This is a genomic window from Variovorax brevis, from assembly GCF_030317105.1.
Classification (GTDB): domain Bacteria; phylum Pseudomonadota; class Gammaproteobacteria; order Burkholderiales; family Burkholderiaceae_C; genus Variovorax; species Variovorax brevis.
The window spans coordinates 16844-39110 of the sequence record NZ_JASZYG010000027.1; the positions used below are offsets into that span (position 1 = coordinate 16844).

General features: G+C 65.4%; 26 protein-coding genes. 13 read left to right on the forward strand and 13 right to left on the reverse strand.

Annotated features, from left to right (window positions below; translation table 11 throughout):
• Window positions 1-10 precede the first annotated feature (10 nt).
• The gene (locus QTI66_RS35630; protein ID WP_286565098.1) at window positions 11-325 is read left to right on the forward strand and encodes a DUF485 domain-containing protein; all 315 of its coding nucleotides are present in this window, start codon (window positions 11-13) and stop codon (window positions 323-325) included.
• Window positions 322-1995 (forward strand): cation/acetate symporter ActP, encoded by a 1674-nt coding sequence (actP, locus tag QTI66_RS35635; protein WP_286565099.1) that lies wholly within the window; start codon window positions 322-324, stop codon window positions 1993-1995. Before QTI66_RS35630 ends, actP begins: the two co-directional genes overlap by 4 nt.
• A gap of 77 nt (window positions 1996-2072) precedes the next feature.
• Here the strand turns inward: actP and QTI66_RS35640 are convergent, their stop codons facing one another.
• The 3 genes from QTI66_RS35640 to QTI66_RS35650 all read right to left on the reverse strand — a co-directional run bounded on the left by QTI66_RS35640 (window position 2073) and on the right by QTI66_RS35650 (window position 4048).
• Window positions 2073-2897, reverse strand: coding sequence for an enoyl-CoA hydratase/isomerase family protein (locus QTI66_RS35640; protein ID WP_286565100.1), 825 nt, complete (start codon window positions 2895-2897; stop codon window positions 2073-2075).
• A gap of 21 nt (window positions 2898-2918) precedes the next feature.
• Complete coding sequence (locus tag QTI66_RS35645) at window positions 2919-3536, reverse strand: DJ-1/PfpI family protein (protein ID WP_286565101.1); 618 nt, start codon at window positions 3534-3536, stop codon at window positions 2919-2921.
• Between the two features lie 104 nt (window positions 3537-3640).
• A complete protein-coding gene (locus QTI66_RS35650) occupies window positions 3641-4048 on the reverse strand; it encodes a nuclear transport factor 2 family protein (RefSeq protein ID WP_286565102.1) in 408 nt (135 codons plus the stop codon).
• Here QTI66_RS35650 and QTI66_RS35655 point away from each other — a divergent pair.
• From QTI66_RS35655 to QTI66_RS35660, 3 genes are all read left to right on the forward strand, one after another.
• Entirely contained in the window at window positions 4043-4231 is a 189-nt protein-coding gene (locus tag QTI66_RS35655) for a hypothetical protein (protein ID WP_286565103.1), read from the forward strand. The two genes, QTI66_RS35650 and QTI66_RS35655, sit on opposite strands and share 6 nt — an antisense overlap.
• A 215-nt stretch (window positions 4232-4446) precedes the next feature.
• The gene (locus tag QTI66_RS40125; protein WP_506555400.1) at window positions 4447-4647 is read left to right on the forward strand and encodes a hypothetical protein; all 201 of its coding nucleotides are present in this window, start codon (window positions 4447-4449) and stop codon (window positions 4645-4647) included.
• 24 nt (window positions 4648-4671) lie between these two features.
• Complete coding sequence (locus QTI66_RS35660; protein ID WP_506555401.1) at window positions 4672-5178, forward strand: MgtC/SapB family protein; 507 nt, start codon at window positions 4672-4674, stop codon at window positions 5176-5178.
• Here QTI66_RS35660 and QTI66_RS35665 read toward each other — a convergent pair.
• The 9 genes from QTI66_RS35665 to QTI66_RS35705 form a co-directional block, all read right to left on the reverse strand.
• On the reverse strand, window positions 5150-5344 hold the full coding sequence (locus QTI66_RS35665) for a hypothetical protein (protein ID WP_286565104.1): 195 nt from the start codon (window positions 5342-5344) through the stop codon (window positions 5150-5152). The genes QTI66_RS35660 and QTI66_RS35665 overlap by 29 nt on opposite strands.
• A gap of 229 nt (window positions 5345-5573) precedes the next feature.
• Window positions 5574-7004 carry an efflux transporter outer membrane subunit gene (locus tag QTI66_RS35670; protein WP_353506269.1) on the reverse strand — a complete coding sequence of 477 codons (1431 nt, stop codon included), beginning with the start codon at window positions 7002-7004 and terminating at the stop codon, window positions 5574-5576.
• Complete coding sequence (locus QTI66_RS35675; RefSeq protein WP_286565106.1) at window positions 7004-7909, reverse strand: efflux RND transporter periplasmic adaptor subunit; 906 nt, start codon at window positions 7907-7909, stop codon at window positions 7004-7006. Before QTI66_RS35675 ends, QTI66_RS35670 begins: the two co-directional genes overlap by 1 nt.
• A 7-nt stretch (window positions 7910-7916) precedes the next feature.
• A complete protein-coding gene (locus QTI66_RS35680) occupies window positions 7917-8147 on the reverse strand; it encodes a DUF1656 domain-containing protein (protein WP_286565107.1) in 231 nt (76 codons plus the stop codon).
• A complete protein-coding gene (locus QTI66_RS35685) occupies window positions 8141-10192 on the reverse strand; it encodes an FUSC family protein (protein WP_286565108.1) in 2052 nt (683 codons plus the stop codon). Before QTI66_RS35685 ends, QTI66_RS35680 begins: the two co-directional genes overlap by 7 nt.
• 168 nt (window positions 10193-10360) lie before the next feature.
• Entirely contained in the window at window positions 10361-11398 is a 1038-nt protein-coding gene (locus QTI66_RS35690; RefSeq protein ID WP_286565109.1) for an alpha/beta fold hydrolase, read from the reverse strand.
• 107 nt (window positions 11399-11505) lie between these two features.
• Window positions 11506-12339 (reverse strand): SDR family NAD(P)-dependent oxidoreductase, encoded by an 834-nt coding sequence (locus QTI66_RS35695; protein ID WP_286565110.1) that lies wholly within the window; start codon window positions 12337-12339, stop codon window positions 11506-11508.
• An 85-nt stretch (window positions 12340-12424) separates the two neighbouring features.
• Window positions 12425-13384: a GlxA family transcriptional regulator gene (locus QTI66_RS35700; protein WP_286565111.1), complete on the reverse strand. Its 960-nt coding sequence runs from the start codon at window positions 13382-13384 to the stop codon at window positions 12425-12427.
• Between the two features lie 148 nt (window positions 13385-13532).
• Window positions 13533-14348 (reverse strand): alpha/beta fold hydrolase, encoded by an 816-nt coding sequence (locus QTI66_RS35705; protein ID WP_286565112.1) that lies wholly within the window; start codon window positions 14346-14348, stop codon window positions 13533-13535.
• Between the two features lie 245 nt (window positions 14349-14593).
• On the opposite strand from QTI66_RS35705, the gene QTI66_RS35710 reads away from it, so the two are divergent.
• From QTI66_RS35710 to QTI66_RS35730, 5 genes are read left to right on the forward strand one after another with little or no spacing between them, the layout of a single operon-like run.
• The gene (locus QTI66_RS35710) at window positions 14594-15046 is read left to right on the forward strand and encodes a MaoC family dehydratase (RefSeq protein ID WP_286565113.1); all 453 of its coding nucleotides are present in this window, start codon (window positions 14594-14596) and stop codon (window positions 15044-15046) included.
• 34 nt (window positions 15047-15080) lie between these two features.
• Entirely contained in the window at window positions 15081-15794 is a 714-nt protein-coding gene (locus QTI66_RS35715; protein WP_286565114.1) for a flavin reductase family protein, read from the forward strand.
• Between the two features lie 28 nt (window positions 15795-15822).
• Window positions 15823-16980 carry an alpha/beta fold hydrolase gene (locus QTI66_RS35720; RefSeq protein ID WP_286565115.1) on the forward strand — a complete coding sequence of 386 codons (1158 nt, stop codon included), beginning with the start codon at window positions 15823-15825 and terminating at the stop codon, window positions 16978-16980.
• Between the two features lie 25 nt (window positions 16981-17005).
• Entirely contained in the window at window positions 17006-17902 is an 897-nt protein-coding gene (locus QTI66_RS35725; protein ID WP_286565116.1) for an alpha/beta hydrolase, read from the forward strand.
• A 34-nt stretch (window positions 17903-17936) separates the two neighbouring features.
• Window positions 17937-18725: an enoyl-CoA hydratase/isomerase family protein gene (locus QTI66_RS35730; RefSeq protein ID WP_286565117.1), complete on the forward strand. Its 789-nt coding sequence runs from the start codon at window positions 17937-17939 to the stop codon at window positions 18723-18725.
• 105 nt (window positions 18726-18830) lie between these two features.
• Here QTI66_RS35730 and QTI66_RS35735 read toward each other — a convergent pair whose 3' ends face one another.
• Window positions 18831-19382, reverse strand: coding sequence for a gamma-glutamylcyclotransferase (locus QTI66_RS35735; protein WP_353506270.1), 552 nt, complete (start codon window positions 19380-19382; stop codon window positions 18831-18833).
• On the opposite strand from QTI66_RS35735, the gene QTI66_RS35740 reads away from it, so the two are divergent.
• The 3 genes from QTI66_RS35740 (at window position 19266) to QTI66_RS35750 (ending at window position 22260) form a co-directional block, all read left to right on the forward strand.
• Window positions 19266-19595, forward strand: coding sequence for a hypothetical protein (locus tag QTI66_RS35740; protein ID WP_286565147.1), 330 nt, complete (start codon window positions 19266-19268; stop codon window positions 19593-19595). The genes QTI66_RS35735 and QTI66_RS35740 overlap by 117 nt on opposite strands.
• A gap of 202 nt (window positions 19596-19797) precedes the next feature.
• Entirely contained in the window at window positions 19798-20868 is a 1071-nt protein-coding gene (locus QTI66_RS35745; protein ID WP_286565118.1) for an alkene reductase, read from the forward strand.
• Between the two features lie 195 nt (window positions 20869-21063).
• Window positions 21064-22260 carry an acyl-CoA dehydrogenase family protein gene (locus QTI66_RS35750; protein WP_286565119.1) on the forward strand — a complete coding sequence of 399 codons (1197 nt, stop codon included), beginning with the start codon at window positions 21064-21066 and terminating at the stop codon, window positions 22258-22260.
• The last annotated feature ends 7 nt before the right edge of the window (window positions 22261-22267 follow it).

Sequence of the window (22267 nt, forward strand, 5' to 3'; positions counted from 1 at the left end):
GACCATCCTCATGTCCCATGCAGCCACCGTCGAGCGCATTCGACGCCATCCCAGGTTCGCCGAGCTCGTCGGCCGGCGCGCACGCCTGTCGTGGACCCTTGTCGTGCTGACGCTCGCGGCCTACTTCGGCTTGGCCGTCCTCGTGGCCTTTCGTCCCGGGTTGCTCAGGCAGCCGCTGGGCGAGGGCGCGCTGACCAACGTCGGCATCGTCCATGCGACTGCCGTGATCCTCGTCGGCTGGGTCCTGACCTGGCTGTACGTGCGGCGCACCAACGGCGCCTTCGACGACATCAACAACGACATCCTCGAGGAGGCCACGAAATGAGCCGCAGCCAATCGACCTTCGCCCTGGCCACCCTGTCGCTGCTCGCCCATGGCCTGGCGTGGGCCGGGCCCGCGGTGGAAGGCGGCCAGAAACAGCCCCTGAACCTCACCGCGATCGCGATGTTCGTCGTGTTCGTCGCGATCACGCTCGGCATCACCTACCGCGCCGCGGGCCGCAGCAAGACTGCGAGCGATTTCTTCACCGCCGGCGGCGGCATCAGCGGCACGAAGAACGGGCTGGCGGTGGCGGGCGACTACATGTCGGCGGCCACGCTGCTCGGCGCCATCAGCATGGTCTATGCGCGCGGCTTCGACGGGTTCGTCTACCTGGTCGGCTTCTTCATCGGCTGGCCGATCATGCTGTTCCTGATGGCCGAGCGGCTGCGCAACCTGGGCAAGTTCACCTTCGTCGACATCGTGTCCTACCGGCTCGACCCCACGAGCACGCGCTGGATGGCCGCCACCAGTTCATTGATCGTGGTGCTCTTCTACCTGATCGTGCAGATCGTGGGTGCGGGTGAGTTGGTGCAACTGTTGTTCGGCATCGACTACAACATCGCGGTAGTCGGTGTCGGCGTGTTGATGATGGTCTACGTCACCTTCGGCGGCATGGTCGCCACGACCTGGGTGCAGATCATCAAGGCCGTCCTGCTGCTCATCGGCGGAACGCTGTTGCTGCTGCTGTCGCTGTCGCACTTCGGCTTCAGCTTCGAGACGCTGGCGGCAAAGGCCGTGGCCGTGCACAAGAGCGGGCTGGCCATCCTGGGTCCGGGTTCGTTGCTTGCCGACCCCGTCTCCACCGTCTCGCTGGCGCTGGCGACCGTGTTCGGCCTGTCGGGCTTGCCGCACATCCTGATGCGCTTCTTCACGGTGCCCAATGCGAGGGAGGCTCGCAAGAGCGTGTTGGTCGCCAACACCTGCATCGGCTACATGTTCCTGGCCTGCTTCGTCATTGGCTTGGCTGCAGTGGTGATCGTCGGCACCGACGCCCAGTACTTCGAAGGCGGCCAGGTCGGCGGCAAGCTGCTCGGCGGCGGCAACATGGTGGCGATGCACCTGGCCAAGGCGACCGGCGGCAACGTGTTCCTCGGCTTCCTCGCGGCGGTGACCTTCGCGACGATCCTGGCAGTGGTCTCAGGCCTGGCGCTGGCCGGCGCATCGGCGATCTCCCACGACCTCTACGCCAACGTGATCAGGCGCGGCAGGACAGACGAAGCGGCCGAGGTGCGTGTCACCAAGCAGGCCACGCTGGTGATCGGCGCCATCGCGGTCGCGCTGGGCATCGTGTTCAAGGGACAGAACCTCGCGTTCCTGGTCGCGCTGGCCTTCAACGTCGCGGCCTCGGCCAACTTCCCGCCGCTGGTGCTGTCGATGTACTGGAAGGGGCTGACCACGCGTGGCGCGGTGGCCGGCGGGTTGGCGGGGCTGGTGTCCTCGGTGGTGCTGGTGATCCTGTCCCCGGGGGTGTGGAAGGCGGTGCTCGGCAATCCGGTGGCGATCTTCCCCTACGACCATCCGGCGCTGTTCTCGATGACGCTCGCCTTCGTGGCGGCGTACGTGGCCTCGAAGCTCGACAGGAGCCCGCGCGCGCAACGAGAGCGCGAGGCCTTCGCCGCCCAGTTCGTGCGCGCCCAGACCGGCTTCGGGGCGGAGCGGGCCGCCGGTCATTGACGCGGTTCGGGCGTGTTGCGCGCCCGTCGGGCTTCGACGGCCATGATGGTGCAGGTATGGCCAGACCGGCCTTTGGCTCAATCCGGAAGCTTGGCCAGCTCGCGGCCAAAGTTGAGTTCCAGGTCGCCGGGCGTTTGCATCCCGCGTGCCAGGAGCGCTTGCATCCTGCGCATGACAACGGGGGTGCGCATCGCCGCACCAAAGAGTTCCGAGTCGATCCGGAAGTCTTCGGTGTCGGCCAGCGTGATGGCATTCACGCGCCCCTTGATGTCTTCAAGCGCCTGCCGCGGAAAGCTGGCGATGCGGCGGGCCAGCGCGGCAACGAATGGCGAAAGGTCTGCGGCCGGCATGGCGCGATTGATCCAGCCGTAGCGCTCCGCCAGGTCAGCGTCATAGTCATCCGCACTCAGCAGCACTTCCATTGCCCTGCCGCGCCCCATGGCCCGCGCCAGGTGCTGCACGCCTCCGGCGCCCGGCACCAGGCCGCTTCCAGCCTCCAGTTGCCCGAAGACGGCGTTCTCCCTGGAGGCGAATCGCATGTCGCAGGCCAGCACGAACTCGCTGCCCGCACCCCGCACGCGACCGTCGATCTGGGCGATGGTGACGGCCTTGGTGGTGCTCAGGCGGCGCAGCAGCAATCCGAGCGATTCTTCGCCGGTCAACTGCGCCGCTTCCCGACGGTAGTCCTGCACCTGCGTCACGTCGACGTGCGGGATGAAAAACTGCGGATTTGCGCTGGAGAAGACGACGACCCGGCAGCTGTCGCCATGGTCCAGCATGCGGATGAGAGACACCAGGTCGCGAACCATCTTTGTGCCGAGCAGGTTCATCGGCGCGCTGTCGATCTCCGCGAAGAGCACACCGCCGTCGCTTCTGGTGCGCAGCGTTTCGAACGCTTCCATGTGGATTTCCTTTCGTGGTCGTCAAGCCGTCGCAACGGCCCCTTCAAGGTAGGGCGCAATGTTCCGCAATGCGCGCGAGACGTACTCGTCGTGCTCCCCCACAGGCGTGACGTAGCGCAGTGCGCGATCTACCTCCTCGATGCCCGCCAGGCGGGCGATCAACCACGCGGCCAGGTACTGCGACGCAAGGCAGCCGCCCGCGGTGGCGACGTTGCCCCTGGCAAAGAACGGCTGATTCAGGACACAGACGCCCGCTTCCTCGACCCAGGGCTTCGTGATCAGGTCCGTGCAGGCGGGCACGTCGTCGAGCAGCCCCAGCTTGGCCAGCACGAGCGTGCCCGAGCACTGCGCGCCCAGCAGCTGCCGGGACGGGTCAAGCTGCAGCTGCGCCATCAAGGCCGCGTCGGCGACAACGTCGCGCGTCTTCCTGCCACTGCCGACGATGACCGCATCCGCCTCGCTGGCCTCGCGCAGGCTGGCTTGGGCTTCGAGCACCAGGCCGTTCATCGACTGCACACGCGCCGTGGGGCTGGCGATCGACACCCGCCAGTCCGGCTTCTTCACGCGGTTGAGGATGCTGAAGGCGACCAGCGAATCGAGCTCGTTGAAACCGTCGAAGGTGAGGATGGCGATGTGCATGGCGATGTCCTTGCGATGAGTTGATGGCGACGCATTGCTGATGAGGCCGAGTCCGCGGCGGGACTTCCTTCTGGTAACGCGCTGAACGCTGCTTGTTGGTCGCACTAGGCCGATGCGTAATCCCAAACATCAGGCGGCAGCTTGTCCTTGAGCGATTCGTGCATGGCGTCGCGGAACAGTTTCACTGCGGGATACGGGCGAAGGGCAATCGTGCGCTCCTCGATGAGCCCCTGCTCGTTGTCCACGATGACCTCCAGGCTTTCGATCTTGTGGCCGTCCATGGTGCCTTCCCAACGCAGGAAGGTGGTGCGCGCATCGAGCTTGAACTCGGCCGTATAGGCACCGGAGCCGCGCGTCGAGCTGGACTGGGCGAATATGGCCGCGATGACATCCCGGCCCTCGATCGGCCGGATCAGGATCGGGCTCTTGAATACGACGTTGTCGGCAAGGAGCGTGCTTACCTGGGCGGGTGTAGCGGTTCGGGATTCCCGAAGCTTGCGAAGGGGATGCATGATGAAGTCTCCAATGGTTTGATGACGTGGCGTTTTGACGAAGCGGCGGTGGATCCTGACGGTCTGCGTGACCGTTTTTGCCACCGTAGGGAGACTTTAAAGAGCCACCTCGCGGGCAACAAGAAGGTGCGGCGCAAAGCCTCTTTCCGGTTTCAGCAAGAATGCCGGCGCGCGCGCTATTGATGCAGTTGCAACAGCGTTTTGTGCTGCGTCGTCTTACAGATCGGCGGCGCTTTTCCTAGAGTGAACCTGGCCCGTCCGGCAAGCACGCTCGCTCGTCGGCCGGCCGCAACCTTCATCTTCAAGGGATGGCGCATGGGCCAGGAACTCCTCTTTTTCAACGATCGCAATCTCCTTGCCATCGAGCAAGAACACGCTGCAGTTGACAAGGATCGGTCGTGTTGCAACTCGGCGTGATCAATAGCTGGCACGGCGCGGGCGTGTGGATGGTGTTGAACATCGCCACCGCGCTGCTGCTCGGTTGGTTCGTCGGCTATGAGCGCTATTTCAGCGGGCGCGCTGCTGGCAGCCAGGTCTATTGCCTGGTTTGCGCCACCTCCTGCGCCGTCACCTTGCTGGCGGGCTACCCGTCCATGTAGTACTGGGGAAGCGTCCAAACCGCCATTGCCGCCGATCCCACGAAGGTCATCGGCGCCGTCCTCACGGGCATCGGTTTCCTGGGCGCGGGCATCATCGTGAAGAGCGGCTCCAACGTGCGTGGCCTGACGACCGCGGCATCCATCTGGGGTTCCTCTGCGATCGGCATCCTGGTGGGGGTGGGGTTCTACGTGCCGGCCATCGGACTGACGGCCTTGTTCGTGGTCTGCACGGCCGTCGTTCCCCGGATCGAGCAACTATTGCCTGCCCATGCGGCGATGACGGGAACGTTCCGATTTGCCAAGGGGCACAGGCCGAGACCCGAGGAGGTTCACCGCTTCGTGGTCAAACTCGGACTGCGTATCCCGCCCGAGAGCCTCGCCATGAGCTTCGACGGCACCCACTTCGAAATCCAGTGCCTGATCGTCGGGAACTCGAACTCGCGAACCAGCGCGTTGAGCACGATCGGGGAAGAGCTGTCACAGCTCGCGCATGTCGAGCGCTTCACCTTGACGCACTCGAGTTGGGCGTGAGAAAGGTCTGCCCGCGTGCGGCCAGACTCGTGTCCCTGCGCAGACCATCGATGAGGTCGATGCCCGATTCGTTGCCGTATCGCGCCCGGTCCGTCTGACCGGCGAGGACGTGGGCTTCGCCGAGGCCCTTGAAGCAACGTACATCGACGGATTCGTCGCGCTTCACAAGGGTTCGATTCTCGACCGCCTCCAACCTCGTGAACGACCGCATCTCACTGCCGCTACCAGGCATTGCAGACGCATCGGATTGAACGGTGCAAGTCTGCAGACCACGATTTCCCTGGTCGAGCAAGCGCCGCCCAAGTGGGCGGCGCTTGCTCCGGAGTCGGCGGCCTATGTGTCGAGCTTGTCGAAGAGCGCCGCGGCCGGTCGATCAGCAACCTCGCGGCGGTCAATCAACGAGGACGCGCGTCGTCTTCCCAGCCACCCCCGAGTGCCAGGAACACATTGACCTGGTCCGACGCCAGCTTGCTCTCCGCCGCGGCGACCGATTGCTCGACGGTCGTGAGCGTGCGCGTCGCGTCCAGCACCGGCAGGTAGCTTTGCTTGCCCAGCGCGAACAACTGTTGCGTGTCCTGCGCCGCGCGGCTTGCCTTCTCGCGAGCCGCCTCGAGCAGCGCGTGCCGCTCCAGGTCGCGGGCATAGGTCTCCAGGGCGCTCTCCGTCTCCTTCAGCGCATTCAGCACGGTGCCATCGAAGCGGGCGAAGGCGATTTGCTGGTCGGCATCGGCTGCGCGAATGCGGGCCTGGGTGTGCGACCGGTCGGGGAATTGCCAGCTGATCAGCGGCCCCAGCGAGAACTTCAGGGTGTCCGCATCGAGGAAGTTCTTGTTGAGACCGACCGAGCCGATCGAGGCACCCAGCGTGATCTTGGGGTAGAGGTCGGCCGTGGCGACCCCGATGCGCGCGGTGGCCGAATGCAGTTCGAATTCGCTGCGCCGGATGTCAGGGCGGCGACGCAGGAGACTGGCGCCGTCGCCGACAGGGATCGGCCGCGTCAGGTGCGGTTCCTGTTCACAGGACTGGACAGCGCGCGGGAAGTCTTCTGGCGCATGGCCGGTCAGCACCGCCAGCCGGTAGAGCGCCAGTTTCTTCTGCGCGCTGAGGACTGGAAGAATCGCGCGCACCTGGTCAACCTGGGCCGAGGAGCGGGTGACGTCGAGCGTGTTTCCGCGCCCGGCCTGGAACAGCGAACGGGTCAGTTCGGTGCTCTTCTCCTGAAGCGCCACCGAGCGTTCCGCCACGGCGATCTCGCGGCCGGACGAGCAGACATCGAGGAAAGCGCGCGTGGTCTCTGCGACCACCGTCACGCGTGTTGCGTCGTAGGCGGCACGCGCGGCATCGGTGTCGGCGCGCGCCGATTCGATGGTTCGCGAGATCTGGCCGAACAGGTCGACCTGGTAGGACACGCTCGCCCCCAGGCCATAGGTGAAGTGGTTGGCCAGCTGTTTGCCGGGCCTGAGTTCTTCTTCTGCGGAACGGCGTCCGTAAGAGGTTCCAGCCAGCAGGCTGGTGGTCGGATTGCGTGCCGCGTCTGCATAGTCCAGGCCGGCGAGGGCGCGTTGGATGTTCCCCGCCGCGGCGCGCAGATCGGTGTTGGCGGCCAGGGCTTCCTGCACCAACCCGTCCAGCGTGGGGCTTTCGTAGAGGCGCCACCAGCCCGCAGGGACCGGGTCGGGGTCGAAAGCCGCCTCGCTCGCGCCGAGGAAGGGCCCGTTCGCGACCTGGCTGCTGGCCGCCCCGTTGGCCGGCCGTTCGTAGTCGGGCCCCACGGTAGTACAGGCCGCGAGCACCGCAGCGACAAAGAGCATGAGCAGGCGGACCATCACTGTGCTCCTTGTGCGACGTGGACCGCGGCGGCCCGCGGCGTCTCGACGACTTCGACGGTGGCGGTGCGCCCCATGATCAGCCGCGTGTCTTGTGGCACCCGGTCCAACTGCACCCGCACCGGAATTCGCTGCGCCAGCCGCACCCAATTGAAGGTCGGGTTGACGTTGGCGAGCAGGCTGCTACTGCCGCTTCGCTCTCGGTCCTCGATGCCGGCAGCGATGCTGTCGATATGGCCGTCGAGCCACTGCGCGTCACCGATCATGCGCACGCGCACCGGCGCGCCGACATGGATGCGGTCGAGCTTCGTTTCCTCGAAGTAGCCCTGTACGTGCAGCGAGTTCCGGTCCACCAGGGCGAAGACGGGGCGGCCCGCGGTCGCGTAGGCGCCCGGGCGCAGGTCGAGGTTCGTCACCCAGCCATCGACCGACGCCTTGACCTCCGTACGGGCCAGGTTGAGGCGTGCGGTGTCCAGCGCCGCCGAGGCCTGCAGCAGGTTCGCCTTGAGCTGGTCCACCTTGGTGCCGCCTTGCTCGCGCAACTCCGCTGGCACCAGATCGCCGAGCGTGACGTTTCGGCGGTTCTCGCGCCGGGCTTGGTCGATTTGCACGCGCAACGCCTGCACCGTGGCGTCGGCCTGCTCGACAGCAAGTTGAAAGCGTGCGCGATCGATGGTGAAGAGCAACTCGCCGCGCCGCACCGCCTGGTTGTCGTGCACCGCCACGCGTTCGACCAGGCCCGACACGTCTGGCGCGATCTGGATCACGTCGGCGCGCACGCGGCCGTCGCGCGTCCAGGGCGCCTCGCGGTAGTGGTCCCACCCGAGGTGGCCGACGACAAGCGCCAGTGCGACGAGCGCCAGGGTCAACGCGATGCGTCCGATGGTTGGAAGGGAAATTTTCATGACATCCTCATCCCAGAAGCGTGAGCAGGCGAAGGTCCAGAACGCTGGCGGCGAAGGCCACCCCGCCCCACAGCAGCGTGAACAGTGCAAGGTCGACGAGCGCTGGATGCCATACCAGGCGATAGGCACCGATGCGCGTCAACCCCTTGCGCAGTGGAAGGAGCAGGGCGCCGGCCAGGAAGGCCGACACCAAACCCATGTTGACGAAGATTCCGAACAGACTGACTTCTGCTAGCACGGCACGTACTCCTTGTGGTCGAAGGGGGGCGCATCTGGAAACAAGCCTCGACGAAGGCCTGTCGCCGCAACCAGGCCCTTGAGGCGCGGCGCCGCGCCACCCAGGGCGAGGATTTGCACAATGGCGTTGTCCAGCGCAACGAGCATTTCGGCGCCCGGTGGCACATGGCCCCTGCGCGACTGGACGCCAAAGTGATTTGCAAGATGCCCCATCAACGCATCGATGGCAGGTGCGACCGGGCCGCCGCCGGAGGCCTGCGCCACCTCGCGCAGCGTGGCGGTGTTGACGCCGAGCCGCAGGTCGTTGAGCGCATCCGCGCGCTGGAATTCCGTGTTGCCTGCCAACCTTGCGAGGCGCGGGATCAGCATGCCGACGCGATCGAGCATGCGACTGGCCGCATCCGGCACCGACGATGCCCGTCCCGCGGCCAGCGCTGCGAGTTCGCGCCACCCCGCACGCAGGATGCGGGAGGCGCTGGTCTCGGGGCTCACGACATGCATGAGCGAGGTCACCAGCAGCGCGATGAGCCCGCCAGTCACTGTGCCCACGGCGACGGTCGTGAAGCTCTCGAAGTCGGCACGCAGCGCCGGTTGCAGTGCGAGCAGCGTCTGCGAGACGAGCGCGAAGCCAAGCGCGCGCAACCAGTGCTGCGGCGTGGTCAGATACAGCGCGGTGCCGAAGAAAAGCGGGGACATGACCAGCGCGAATGCGCCGAAGCCGTCGACGGCCGGAAGAATCGCGAAGACATAGAGCGCGGCGACAGGCACGGCAATCAGCGACCACGCGATGAACAACTTCTGCATTGGCCGGGGATCGTCGATGAAGGCGAACACGGAAGAGCCGGCGGCCGCAATGCCGATCATCGCCGTGCCCTGCGCCCAGCCCGTGACGATGGCCACGGCCCCCGCAAGTGCCACGGCCACGCCAGCTGCCAGGCCTGCGAAGGCCGCAAGACCATGGTCCACGTGCAGGCGCCGCCGAGGCTGCGCATCGGCAAGCTGCCGAACGCGCGAATCCTGCACGAGATGCGGGTCGCGGACGAAGGGCATGAGATGAAGGCAGTCGTTCCACGCTTCCACGAGTTCGGCCAGGCGCTGGACTGCGCTCGCGGCCAACATCTCGGTCCATGCCGGCAAGGCGCCGTTAGCCGGCGATGCCTGTCGTGCCGCTGCGACCAGGTGATCACCACGATCCTGGTCGCCTTGCGTGGCTTCCCCGATCCATTGCCGGACTTCGGCCGCGTAGCGCGCCAGGGCCGGCGGCATGTCGCCGGCTTGTGCGATGGCGCCGAGGCGATCCTCGACAGCGGTCATCAAGGGCAGCAAGGCGACCAGCCGCGTTTCGAGCGCCGAGACGATGCGGCTGTCCGCCGGGCCCGTATCGGCGTCGAAGCGCTGGCCGTTCGCGAGCTGGTTCAGCTCGGTGAGATCGGCGGCCATGCGACGTCGTGCGGCTTGCTCCACAGCACTCGCCCCCTGGGGTGACAGCGCCACAGTCATCCAGGTGCGCGCATCCTTCAGGGTCGCTTCCAGCCGGGCTTGCATCTGGGACTTGAGCGTGCGCGGAAAGAGCAGGCTGTGCATCAGCGCCGCGCTGAAGGCCCCGATGACGATCTCCTCGATGCGCGCAATGCCGGTGTCGAAAAGCTGCGACACGTCGCCGACCATCGGCAACCCCACCAGCGCCACGGTGTAGCCGGCCAGCAGGAAGGCATAGCTGCGCGGGCTGCGATCCAGCAGCGAGAGGTAGATGCACAGCGCCACCCAGGCCGCGACGGCCGCGATCATGAGCCCGGGCGTCTGCACCAGCGCCGGCAGGATCAGCATCGAGGCGATGACGCCCGTCACGGTGCCTGCAGTGCGGTACAGCGCACGCGAGACGACCGAACCCGAGGCCGCGCCCAGCGGTTGGCTCACGATGAACACGGTCAGCGACGCCCACCCCGGGTTGGGCAGGCCGGCGCTGAAGGCGATCCACAGCGCCAGCAGCGCCGCAAGGGTGCAGTTGGTTGCGTAGATGACGCCGCGTGTGTTGAAAGCGCTCATGGCGATGGTGGTGCTGAATGTCAGGCCGGCAGGACCGGGCTGGACATAGCGTAGGTCCGCGGCGAGAGATTGGTTAGCCCTCCAGGCGCAGCACGTTATTGCGGCGGATGCAATAACGATGGCGAACGGGCGCGGCGGAGCGCGCCCGCGCGGCTCGTGCGTCAATGCTCAGATGCGGGTGACGTCGATGACGGCGGCCGCAAAGGCTTCAGGCGCCTCCTGGGGCAAGTTGTGCCCGATGCCGCCGCTGATGAGCCGGTGCTCGTAGGGCCCCGAGAATTTCTTCGCATAGGCGCTCGGCTCGGGGTGCGGTGCCCCGTTGGCGTCTCCTTCGAGCGTGATGGTCGGTACGCCGATGACAGGAGCCTGCGCCAGCCGCGCTTCGAGATCGTCATACCTCGCTTCGCCTTCCGCCGAGCCAAGCCGCCAGCGATAGTTGTGGATCACGATGCTCACATGGTCGGGGTTGTCGAAGGCGGTTGCGCTGCGTTCGAACGTTGCGTTGTCAAACGCCCATTTGGGAGATGCGGTCTGCCAGATCAGCCTTGCGAACTCGTTGCGGTTCTTCTCGTAACCCAGGCGTCCCCGTTCCGTGGCGAAGTAGTACTGGTACCACCACTGCGACTCAGCCTGTGGGGACAACGGAACTTTGCCGATTTGCTGGCTGCCGACCAGGTAGCCGCTGACGGAGACCAGCGCATTCACGCGCTCGGGCCACAGCGCCGCCACGATGCACGCCGTCCGCGCGCCCCAGTCACAGCCTGCAATGCTTGCCTTGTCGATCTTGAGCGCATCCATCAGCGCAATGACGTCGACGGCGATGACGCTTTGCTGGCCGTTGCGAGGCGTCTTGTCCGAAAGGAAGCGCGTTCCGCCATAGCCGCGCAGGTACGGAACGATGACCCGGTGGCCGGCCGCGGCAAGCATGGGAGCAACGTCGGCATACGTGTGGATGTCGTAGGGCCAGCCGTGCAGAAGAATCACCGGTGCGCCCTTGGCCGGACCGATTTCAAAATACTCCACGCTGAGTACGCCGGCGTTGATGCGCTTCAGTGGAGAGAGGCGCTTCGCAGGCGACGACCGCTGCGCCACCGGAGATTCCGCGGCTTGGGCAAAGGCCGTTGCGGCGGCGAACTGGGTGGCAACAACACCGAGTGTCGTGGCGCCCAGGAAGGTGCGTCTTGGCAGGGATGGGGTGTTTGGCATGTGAGTCCTTGCGAGTCTGTGGGGACGAATGGCCGACTGCCGGCCACGCGCTCTCGCGTCGGGTCAACGGAGAGCCGGCCCCCTGTGAGGCCGCTCCCGCAAAGGGTTCAGACGGTGGCGGCCTCGACGGCGCGCAAGCGATCGATGCCGTAGCGCGGCGCTGCCACTGCGCTTGAAAGCCTGCCAGCCATTGCAACGCGCGCGGCGTTGTAGGCGTCCCATTCCGCCTGGTCGGGCAGGGAAGGGATGGTGACGCGTTCGCCCTGATCGAGCCCTGCAAGCGCGGCATCGACCAGGTCGTCGGCGCTCATGACGCCGACCGACTGCGGAAGGTGTTCGACCGGCAGACCGGCAATGCCCCAGAACTCCGTCGCCGTGGCCCCGGGAAGAACGGCCTGGACCCGCACGCCCTTGTCGGACAACTCGTGTTGCAGCGACTGGGAGAAAGCAAGGACGTACGCCTTGCTGCCGCCGTAGACGCCATTGAGCGTTTCCGGCGAGATCGCGACGACGGAGGCAATGTTGATGATGGTGCCGGTGCCGCGGCGGACAAATGCAGGTGCGGCTGCGTAGGCCAGGCGGGTGAGTGCACCGACGTTCAGCGTGATCATTTCCTCCATCCTGTCGATGTCGGAGGAGAGCAGCGGCGCGGTCGCCCCGAAACCCGCGTTGTTCACCAGCATCGTGATGTCCTCGCGGGTGCGCAGCGTTGCTTCGACCCGCGCGATGTCTTGCGGCGCTGTGAGGTCGGCGGTGATGGTCTCGACGCGGCGTCCGGTCGACACGGCAAGGTGGTCGGCAAGGGCACGCAGTCGATCACTGTTGCGGGCCACCAGGATCAGGTTGAAGCCGCGCCGTGCGAGACGGTCGGCGTAGATGGCACCGATGCCGGACGATGCACCGCTGATGAGGGCGGTGCCTGGGTTGTGCTTGAGAGTCATGACATTTTCCTTTCGCTACGGGGTGTGTTGGAGAGGAAAGTGTCTGCTGGAGCCGTCGTGGCGTAAATGTCGTTTAAACCTCCTTTTATGACATCGCAGGTTGAGTGGTGGCACTCTGTCGCGCCATCCTGCGCATGCTCTGTGGCGGGTGGCCCAGGGAACGGATGAAGGCGCGACGCATTCGTTCGGAGTCGCCGAAGCCCACTTCCTCGGCGATCACGCCCATTGCGAGATTGCCGGCGTCGATGAGATGGCGGGCCGCCTCCACGCGCAGGTTCTCGATGGCATGCGCGGGCGATTGCCCGGTCTCGGACTTGAACGCCCGGCTGAACTGGCGCGGGCTGAGATGGGCGACTTCGGCGAGGTCTTCAACCGAGAGCGGGTCTCGCAGATTCGCCCGCGCATGAACCAGCGTTTGCTGGATGCGATCGGACTTCGGCTCCAGTTCGAGCAGCGCCGAGAACTGCGATTGCCCGCCGGCGCGCCGGTGATACACGACCATCTTCTTCGCCACCCCGCGCGCAACCTCGACACCGAGGTCGTCTTCCACGAGCGCAAGCACCAGGTCGATGCCGGCCGTCATTCCCGCTGAAGTCCACACGGGTCCGTCCTGGATGAAGATGCGGTCCGGCTGCAACTTGACCAGCGGATGGCGCTTCTGGAATTCGCCCGCAAAAGCCCAGTGGGTCGTGGCCGCGCGCCCGTCGAGCAGGCCGGCGTCGGCCAGGCCGAAGGCCCCGGTGCAGATGCTCGCGATGCGGCGCGCGGTGCGCTGGCGTGCCCGAAGGAAGCGACACAGCTTTTCCGGAAGGGGCCCGATGGTCAATGCGCCCGTCATCACGAGCGTGTCGAATCTTGTCGAGTTCAGTCGTTTTGAATCGACGAACACCCCGGATGAACTTTCAACGAGGCCGCCGTTTTCCGACAGCAACTCGACCTTGTAGAGCGGTTGCTCCTGGGTCGCATTGGCCAATTCGAAGGCGGCAATGGCAGCCAGGTCGAGGATCTGGAAGCCGGGGAAAACAAGGATGGCGATGTGTTTCATGATGGCTCAAAACGAGGGAAACAAGGGTTTTGAGCAAGAGTACGCCGCATCTCTTTCGCGCGTCAAACGCCCGTGCCAAGGACCCCGGCGCGAGCGTGGTCGGCTTGCCGCCGTGGCCGGCGGGGCCGGAAGGTTCAGATGCCGTATCTCATTTCGCAACGCTGGCCGCGGCAATGATGGCGTTGGCCACTTGCGCAGGCTTCGACAACTGGGGAACGTGGGAAGTCGGCACGCTGACGACGTGCGCAGAGATCTTCTCGGCCATGGCTTTTTGCAGGGCAGGCGGGATCATGTGGTCCTGCTGCGTGAGCACGTACCAGGATGGCGTGGTCTTCCACGCGGCCGTCGTCACCTTCTCTTCGAAGCTCTTGCCATTGATCGGCCCCTGCGTCGCGCTCATCAGCCTGGTCGTTGCTGCCGGCAAGTCTTGTGCAAAGTGCTTCGCCATGCCCTCGGGCGACAAGGACAGGAAGCCTTCCTTGTCCGGAACGACGAAGTTCAGGCCGGGCGGCGTCGGATAACCCTTTCCCAGATCGGCCGCGGATTGCCCTTCCGATGGTGCGAACGCGGCGACATAGACCAGCGACTTCACGTGTTCATGCGTGCCGACCTCGGAGATGACCACGCCGCCCCACGAATGCCCGACCAGAACAACGGGCCCCGTCTGCGTGTCCAGCACGCGACGCGTCGCTGCCACGTCGTCAGCAAGAGAGGTCAGGGGGTTTTGGACGGACACGACGTCAAGACCTTTGGCTTGCAGGAGTGGAATGACCTTGTCCCATCCCGATCCGTCGGCAAAGGCGCCATGCACCAGAACGACGGTCGTCCTCGGCGCGTGGGTGGTCGGGGCTTGCGCTGCAAGGCTGCCGAGGGACGTGCCCGCGAGGGCCGCGACGACGAGCGTGCGCTTTGCGAGTGCGCGGATCGCTGGTGCGATGCCTCTGGCGTTGTCGGTCGAATTCATCGGGATCCTTTCAAGTCGAGTTGATTGACCCGATGAATGTAGAAGTCATGGCTTCGGCTTGAATGTCAATCTTCCCTCGTTTCAAGACAACAGCGAGCGGACCTCGCGAAGGGGCGCCGCCGCGATCATTGATCGCGATGAAATAAGCCTTTCAGGTTTCGCGTCTGTTTCCGCTGCGCCTTCGTCCCTAGAGTTGCCAGCAGGGTTGCCTCTTCCGGTGCCCACTGTTCACAAAGGACGCATCCATGAACCGCGACCCCTTGTACTTCGACGACATCAAGGTCGGAGACACCTTCCACACTGCGACGCACAAGTTCGATACCGACCAGATCAAGGCCTTTGCCCAGCAGTTCGACCCCCAGCCTTTCCACCTTGACGAGGCCGCCGCGCGCACGTCGGTGTTCGGCGGCCTCGCGGCCAGCGGATGGCACACGGCCGCCGTCACGATGCAATTGCTCGTGACCAGCGGGCCGCCGCTGGTCAACGGCATCGTCGGCGCCGGTGGGGAAGTCGAGTGGAAGGCGCCCACGCGGCCCGGTGACGAGATTCGCGTGCTGGGCGAAGTGGTCTCCCTGACGCCCTCGCGCTCGCGCCTCGACCGGGGCATGGTCGTTCTGCGTGCCAACACGGTCAATCAGCGCGACGAAATCCTGCAGACGCTCACCGCCAAGTTGGTCGTTGCGCGCCGTTCCGCCTGAACCCCTCCAATCACATCTCGCGGAGAACGAAATCATGCTCATCGACGCAGCAACGCTTGACCCCACATCGGCCTACAAGCTCCTCATCGGCTCGATCCTGCCGCGGGCCATCGGATGGATCAGCACGATCTCCACCGATGGCGTCGCGAACTTGGCCCCCATCTCCTTCTTCACCGCGGTCGGTCGCAAGCCGCCGATGGTGTCGCTTTCGCTGCAGCCGCGGTCCGATGGCGTCACCCTGAAGGACACCTACGTCAACATCCGGGACACCGGCGAGTTCGTCTACAACATGGTGTCGCTGCCGCAAGCGCACCTCATGCATCGCTCGGCATTCGAGTTCGCATCCGACGTCGACGAGTTCACTGCGCTGGGTCTCGAGAAAGACCCCTCCGTTGCCATCCGCACACCGCGCGTGAAGGGCGCCCCGATCTCGTTCGAGTGCAAGGTGGACCGGATCATCCCCATCGGCGATCTCGGCGACCACGTGGTGTTCGGCGAGGTGCTTCGCTTCCATGTTCGCGACGACATCTACCTCGAGGGCGGCCGTATCGATACCGCTGCGGTCCAGGCGGTTGGACGCCTGGCGGCGGAGTACACGCTCGTGCACAACGCATTCACCACGCCCCTGGAGCCCGACTTGCTGGCTTCATTCCAGGGGCAGCGCGCAGGACGACTCGATGGGAAGCCCGATGGCTACTCGCCCATCGACAGCAAGGAGTGGTCCGCTTCCGGCGCCACTGCCAATTGATCCATCCAGGCTTTCAAGGAGACACCGCATGGCAGATACCACGCCAACCATTCTGTTTGTTCATGGCTTTCTCGACGGCGCCACCGTCTGGGACCCGGTCGTCGCGGCGCTCGGCGAGCGCAGTTCGGACGCTGTCCGTGTTGATCTCGCGGGCATGGGCGATCGGGCAGGGGAGCCGGGCCCTTTCACGCTGGAGCGCTTTGCAGCAGACGTCGGCCGCGTGGTCGATTCGATCCGCACGCCGGTGGTCCTGGTCGGACAGAGCATGGGCGCGCAGGTGGCCGAACTCGTCGCGGCAAGCCATGCCTCGCGTGTGGCGGGGCTGGTCCTGCTCACGCCGGTGCCGCTGGCCGGCACCGGCTTGGCGGACGACGCGATGCAGCCCTTCCGCGAGTTGGGGGGACTGCCCCAGGCGCAGCGCATCCTGCGTCGCCAACTGTCCGTCGACCTGGACGATGCGCAAACCGAGGCGCTGGGCGCCTTGGGCGATCGCCCCGCGCCGGCTTCCGTTGCGGCTTTCGCGGACGCCTGGAATACCGGGCATCCCGACGGCTGGAACCCGAGCCGCTATGGCGGCCCCGTGCTGATCGTCAGGGGCCAGGGCGACCCGTTCGTGACCAACGAAGTGGTGGCGTCCGCCGTCGCGCCTCGCTTCAGCCGCCCCGAGCTCGCGGTGATCGACAAGGCCGGTCACTGGCCCCACGTCGAACGGCCCGAAGCCTTCGCCAAGATCCTTGGGGACTTCATCACGCACCTTGCCTCGGTCAACGCAGGCGCCGAGGTGCGGCAGCAAGGCTGGACGCAAGCCTTCGCGCAGAAGTCGGCAGACACCTTTGCCGAGGCCTTCGCCAGCGACATCGTGCTGGAAGCCAGTGTCCTGGCAGAGCCGGTCGCCGGGCGCGAGCAGGTGAAGGCCGTCATGGCCGAGGCCAGCCAGATCTACGAGTCGCTGGCCTTCACCAACGAAGCCACGAAGGGAAAGCGCACCTACCTTGAATGGTCGGCCAAGGCCTTCGGCGGCGTGCAACTCTTCGGCATCACGATCCTCACGAAAGACGACGACGGCAAGGTCGTGCATGCGGCGATTCACCATCGCCCGCTGAACGCTGCCCTGAAGTTCTCCGCCGAACTGGGCCGCCGCGTGCACGGCCGCATCGATGCCAGCCATTTCCACCGCGTCGCCTGACGCATCCAACCTGCGAGCAAACATCATGGTCAAACGTACCGAAGTCGAATTCGAAGCCGATGGCGGCGTCAAGCTGCGCGGCTGGCTGTTCGTTCCAGACGGCCCTGCCGGGCGCCATCCGGCCATCACGATGGCGCACGGCTATGCCGGCGTGAAGGAGCACGGACTCGAGCCGTTCGCCAGGCTCTTCGCCGAGAACGGGTTCGTGGTGCTGCTGCACGACCACCGGGGCTTTGGCGCCAGCGAAGGCCAGCCGCGACAGGACGTCGATCCCTGGCGGCAGATTGCCGACTGGCGGCGCGCCATCAGCTACCTGGAGACCCTGCCGAGCGTCGATCCGAAGCGCATCGGCCTTTGGGGCACCAGCTATGCCGGCGGACACGCCATCGTGCTGGGCGCCACCGACCGGCGTCTGCGTGCGGTCGTCGCGCAGGTGCCGACGATCAGCGGTTTCGAGCAAGGGCTGCGTCGGATCGCCCCGGAAAATGTGGCGGCCATCGAAGAGGCCTTCGCCGAGGACGAACGCTCGCAGTTGCGCGGCGAGCCTCTTCGTCGCCAGACCATCGTGAGCGCGGATCCGGCGGTTTCAGCCTCCTACCGGGCCAAGGATGCCATCGACTTCTACCTGCAGCCGCTGCCGGACGGGGTGTGGGAGAACAACGTCACGGTGCGTTCCACGCGCGCGGCTCGCATGTACGAGCCGGGGCAGTGGATTGCGCGCGTGTCGCCAACGCCCTTGCTGATGGTGGTTGCCACGCACGACACGATCACGTTGACGGATCTCGAACTGGCGGCCTACGAGCGTGCGCTTCAACCCAAGCGGCTCGTCACGATCGAAGGCAGCCACTTCGCCCCCTACGTGTCGCAGTTCGCACAGTCCAGCGGCGCTGCGCTGGACTGGTTCAAGTCGCACCTCGGCTGATCTTCTTCTTCAATCCATGCGCACTGGAATCCACATGACCCATCTCACCTACTCGATCGAAGGACAGCTCGCCACGATCGTCATCGACCGCCCGCCGCAGAACCGCATCGACGACCAGATGGTCGACGAACTGGCGGCTGCCATCGACGCCATCGAACACAGCGGCGCTCGCGCCGTTCTGGTACGCAGCGAAGGCGAGAACTTCAGCTTTGGCGGCGACATCATGTCGTGGCCGGAGGCGAGCACGCATCAACTGCGCGCGCGATTCGAGCACTACATGTCGGTCTTCAATCGCTTCGAGCGCATGCCGATGCCCGTCATTGCCGCGGTCCAGGGCCTGTGCTTCGGCGGTGGCCTGGAATTGGCGCTGAGGGCCGACGTCATCTTCGCAGGCGCCACCGCAAGCTTCGGTCATCCGGAGCAGTCGCTGGGCATCGTGACCGTTCTGGGCGGCATCTACCGGGTGGCTGAGCGCGCCGGACGCTCGCGCGCCTCCGAATGGGCGATGACGTCCGAGCGGGTGCCAGCGGCCACGATGGAACGCTTCGGCGTGGTCAATCGCGTGGTGGACGATGCCAGCCTGCTCGCCGAGGCGAGGGAATTCGCGGAGAAGGTCGTCCGCGGTCCCACGCGAGCGTACGCAGCGCACAAGGCCTTGTTGCGCGCCTGGGCGGTCGGCGGTGTTTCCGCCGCCGACGAGGCGATGTTCGACATTGCGATGCCGCTGTTCGAGACTGAAGATGTCCGGGCCGGACTGAAGTCCGCGGTCGATGCCCTCAAGGCCGGCAAACCGCGACCCCTGCTGGATTTCAAGGGACGTTGACCAGCCACCGCGGCAGCTTGCGCCGCTGAATGTCGGCCGCGATTGGCAACGTCGCGGCGCACCTGCTTCAGGCACGGATGACGAAACGGTCGCCGAGACCGACAGCTACGCCATTCCGTCTGCCAGTCGAAGCGACCGGCGCAATCTTTCCATGCCGGCGTCCTGGATCGACATCGATTGCAGCGTATCCAGGGTGGATTCGAAATAGGCCCGGGTGCTGCCGATTTCGCCATGTCCCGTGCGAACAAGATGCGCGATCTGCTCGATGGGAAGTCCACCGATGTAGCGGGCGTGACGGCGGTTCGCGACGAACGCCAATGCGCGAAGCCTTCGACCATCGGCAAGCACCGTGACCCACCGCGCGTCATACGCGCCGGCGAGCATTTCGCGTCTCCACAGGAGATGCAATTCTTCATCCACCTTTGCCGCGGCAATTCGAAAGACACGTCCGACGCAGGCCCCGCCCCGATCCAGCGCGAGCATGACGCCGGGTGCGTTGGGCGATCCTCTCGCCAAGAGCAGCCGCAAGCAGAACCTTCGATGCCAGCCTTGAAGGCGCGCAGTCATGACCTGCGTGTACTCGAGTGCGGGATTCCACATGAGGGATCCGTAGCCAAAAACGTGGACATCCTGCGCGCCATCGTGCGAGCGCAGCATGTACGCAAGGGACGCGTCCAGTTCTTCGTCGCTTCGAATCGAGACACCGGCGGGTGGATTGGCTCTCCACGCATCCAGGAGCGTGCCCTCCCGCAAGCGCCTTCGAGTCGATTCGTTTTCGTCCTCGACTGCTTTCGCATGGAGGTCTGCCTGGACGTTGTGCTGATGCTGGGACATGCGTGGTACATGAATGGTCTTGAGGAAGCACTCTAGACCGCGGCGGGGCCGGCATCCAGCGTCGCCCTGAAACGGATCTTTGTCTGAACTGGAATGACGAAGGCGCTTTGGGGCTCTGTGGCTCGCAGCGCGTCGATCATTGTTGATTCTGGAATTTGCTTCTGCAGCGGGACCAATTGTTCTCGCGCACATCGCTCCCTAAGCTTCGCTGAACCTTGTTGCCCATCAAAGCGTTCAGATGCCCACACTCTTCGACCCCGTCCAACTCGGCAGCCTTCATATGCCGAACCGCATCGTCATGGCGCCGCTCACGCGGTTGCGCGCCGGAGCGCCAGCGCACGTGCCCAATCGCCTCATGGCCGAGTACTACGCCCAGCGCGCGGACGCGGGACTGATCATCAGCGAAGGCGTACCGGTGTCGCCCCAGGCCGTCGGGTACCTGAACGTTCCTGGAGTCTGGACCGCGGAGCAACTGGCCGGCTGGCGACTCGTGACCCATGCCGTGCATGCGGCCGGGGGACGCATCTTCATGCAGATCTGGCACGTCGGACGGATTTCGGACCCGGCGCATTTGCGTGGGGATTTGCCAGTGGCACCGAGCCCGTTACAGGCGCCGGGGCATGTGTCGCTGTTGCGGCCCCAGCGTCCCTTCGTCGTTCCGCGAAGCCTGGGGCTGGAGGAGATCCCGGGTGTCATCGAGGCGTTCCGATCGGCTGCGCAAAACGCGAAGGCGGCGGGCTTCGACGGCGTCACCATTCACGGGGCCAACGGCTACCTGCTCGACCAGTTCCTGCAGGACGGCACGAACCAACGCACTGACGCCTACGGCGGCAGCGTGGAGCGCCGCGCAAGGCTCATGCTCGAGGTGACCGACGCTGTCGTGAGCGTGTGGGGCGCGGACAGGGTTGGCATGCACCTGGCGACGCGTTCTCCGAGCCATGGGGTGTCCGACAGTCATCCGGAGATCACGTTCCCCTACGTGGCGGCCGAACTCGGCAAGCGCAAGCTGGCCTTCCTCTTTGTCCGGGAGACCCGTGGGCCCGGTGCGCTGCTGGGCAAACTCAAGAGCGCATTCGGAGGCGCCGTGATCGCGAACGACGGCTTTGACCTCGCAGCAGCCACCGAGGCCGTGACCCACGGTGGGATCGAAGCTGTCGCGTTTGGCAGGGACTACATCTCCAATCCCGACCTGGTTCAGCGGCTGAGGATTGGCGCGCCGTTGAATCCGCTGGTGGCGGAGACGATCTACGACCCGCTGTCGACCTTGGGTGCGCAGGGGTACACGGACTATCCGGTGCTGGCCTCCTGAGGCGAAGGCGTTCTGGTCCTTGGCGTCCGCTGTCAAGCAGGGATTGACAGTGTGTCAATCTGCGTGGCAATTGTAGATTTTGAATTGCCATATCAGAATTGAAGCAACACCCGCTCGCAGCCAACACGATGTGCATCACCGGCGGCATGGGCGCGGCGGGACTGTTCGACATCCTCTGAAGAAAGCGCAACCACCATGGATCTGAAGTTCACCGCCGAAGAAGAGGCGTTTCGCAGCGAGGTGCTGCAGTTCCTGCGCGAGAAGCTGCCCGAGCGTCTGTCGCACAAGGTGAAGAACGGGCTGCGCCTGACGCGCGAAGACACGGTGCAATGGCACGCCATCCTGCACGAGCGCGGCTGGCTGGCCAATCACTGGCCGCGGCAGTACGGCGGACCGGGCTGGAGCGCGGTGCAGAAGTTCATCTTCGAGAACGAATGCGCGCTGGCCGGTGCGCCGCGCATCCTGCCCTTCGGCGTCAGCATGCTGGGGCCGGTGCTCATCAAGTACGGCAGCGAGGCGCAGAAGCAATACTGGCTGCCCCGCATCCTGAACAGTGAGGACTGGTGGTGCCAGGGCTACTCGGAGCCCGGCTCGGGCTCGGACCTGGCCTCCGTCAAGACCACGGCGGTGCTGGACGGCGACCACTACGTCGTCAATGGCCAGAAGACCTGGACCACGCTGGGCCAGCATGCCAACATGATCTTCTGCCTGGTGCGCACCAACAAGGAGGCCAAGTCCCAGTCGGGCATCAGTTTCCTGCTGGTGGACATGAAGTCGCCCGGCGTGGAAGTGCGGCCGATCATCACGCTCGATGGCGAGCACGAGGTCAACGAGGTGTTCTTCAACGACGTGCGGGTGCCGGCTGCGAACCTGGTGGGCGAGCAGGACAAGGGCTGGACCTGTGCCAAGTACCTGCTGACCTACGAGCGCACCAACATCGCGGGCGTTGGCTTCTCCGTCGCGGCGCTGGAAAAGCTCAAGCGCATCGCGAAGAAGGCTCGGCGCAACGGGCAGCCGCTCGCGCAAGACCCGCTCTTTGCCGCCCGCCTGGCCAAGGTGGAAATCGACCTTGAAAACATGAAGACCACCAACCTGCGCGTGATTGCCGCCGTCGCCGGTGGCGGCGTGCCGGGCGCGGAAAGCTCCATGCTCAAGATCCGCGGCACCGAGATCCGCCAGGAGATCTCCTCGCTGGCTCGCCGTGCCATGGGACCGTATGCGCAGCCCTTCATCGAGGCCGCGCTGCACGAAGGCTGGGGCGAGGCGCCCGTCGGACCGGCCGAGGCAGCGCCGCTGGCCGCGCAGTACTTCAACAACCGCAAGCTGTCGATCTTCGGCGGCTCCAATGAAATCCAGAAGAACATCATCTCCAAGATGATCCTGGGCCTTTGAAGGGCGC

Excerpts from the sequence above, each read along its gene's own strand:
- QTI66_RS35630 (WP_286565098.1), top strand. The coding sequence starts at position 11 with ATGTCCCATGCAGCCACCGTCGAGCGCATTCGACGCCATCCCAGGTTC.
- actP (WP_286565099.1), top strand. The coding sequence starts at position 322 with ATGAGCCGCAGCCAATCGACCTTCGCCCTGGCCACCCTGTCGCTGCTC.
- QTI66_RS35640 (WP_286565100.1), bottom strand. The coding sequence starts at position 2,897 with ATGGAAGCGTTCGAAACGCTGCGCACCAGAAGCGACGGCGGTGTGCTC.
- QTI66_RS35645 (WP_286565101.1), bottom strand. The coding sequence starts at position 3,536 with ATGCACATCGCCATCCTCACCTTCGACGGTTTCAACGAGCTCGATTCG.
- QTI66_RS35655 (WP_286565103.1), top strand. The coding sequence starts at position 4,043 with ATGCATGATGAAGTCTCCAATGGTTTGATGACGTGGCGTTTTGACGAA.
- QTI66_RS35650 (WP_286565102.1), bottom strand. The coding sequence starts at position 4,048 with ATGCATCCCCTTCGCAAGCTTCGGGAATCCCGAACCGCTACACCCGCC.
- QTI66_RS35670 (WP_353506269.1), bottom strand. The coding sequence starts at position 7,004 with ATGGTCCGCCTGCTCATGCTCTTTGTCGCTGCGGTGCTCGCGGCCTGT.
- QTI66_RS35675 (WP_286565106.1), bottom strand. The coding sequence starts at position 7,909 with ATGAAAATTTCCCTTCCAACCATCGGACGCATCGCGTTGACCCTGGCG.
- QTI66_RS35685 (WP_286565108.1), bottom strand. The coding sequence starts at position 10,192 with ATGAGCGCTTTCAACACACGCGGCGTCATCTACGCAACCAACTGCACC.
- QTI66_RS35690 (WP_286565109.1), bottom strand. The coding sequence starts at position 11,398 with ATGCCAAACACCCCATCCCTGCCAAGACGCACCTTCCTGGGCGCCACG.
- QTI66_RS35695 (WP_286565110.1), bottom strand. The coding sequence starts at position 12,339 with ATGACTCTCAAGCACAACCCAGGCACCGCCCTCATCAGCGGTGCATCG.
- QTI66_RS35700 (WP_286565111.1), bottom strand. The coding sequence starts at position 13,384 with ATGAAACACATCGCCATCCTTGTTTTCCCCGGCTTCCAGATCCTCGAC.
- QTI66_RS35705 (WP_286565112.1), bottom strand. The coding sequence starts at position 14,348 with ATGAATTCGACCGACAACGCCAGAGGCATCGCACCAGCGATCCGCGCA.
- QTI66_RS35710 (WP_286565113.1), top strand. The coding sequence starts at position 14,594 with ATGAACCGCGACCCCTTGTACTTCGACGACATCAAGGTCGGAGACACC.
- QTI66_RS35715 (WP_286565114.1), top strand. The coding sequence starts at position 15,081 with ATGCTCATCGACGCAGCAACGCTTGACCCCACATCGGCCTACAAGCTC.
- QTI66_RS35720 (WP_286565115.1), top strand. The coding sequence starts at position 15,823 with ATGGCAGATACCACGCCAACCATTCTGTTTGTTCATGGCTTTCTCGAC.
- QTI66_RS35725 (WP_286565116.1), top strand. The coding sequence starts at position 17,006 with ATGGTCAAACGTACCGAAGTCGAATTCGAAGCCGATGGCGGCGTCAAG.
- QTI66_RS35730 (WP_286565117.1), top strand. The coding sequence starts at position 17,937 with ATGACCCATCTCACCTACTCGATCGAAGGACAGCTCGCCACGATCGTC.
- QTI66_RS35740 (WP_286565147.1), top strand. The coding sequence starts at position 19,266 with ATGCCAGCCTTGAAGGCGCGCAGTCATGACCTGCGTGTACTCGAGTGC.
- QTI66_RS35735 (WP_353506270.1), bottom strand. The coding sequence starts at position 19,382 with ATGCTGCGCTCGCACGATGGCGCGCAGGATGTCCACGTTTTTGGCTAC.
- QTI66_RS35745 (WP_286565118.1), top strand. The coding sequence starts at position 19,798 with ATGCCCACACTCTTCGACCCCGTCCAACTCGGCAGCCTTCATATGCCG.
- QTI66_RS35750 (WP_286565119.1), top strand. The coding sequence starts at position 21,064 with ATGGATCTGAAGTTCACCGCCGAAGAAGAGGCGTTTCGCAGCGAGGTG.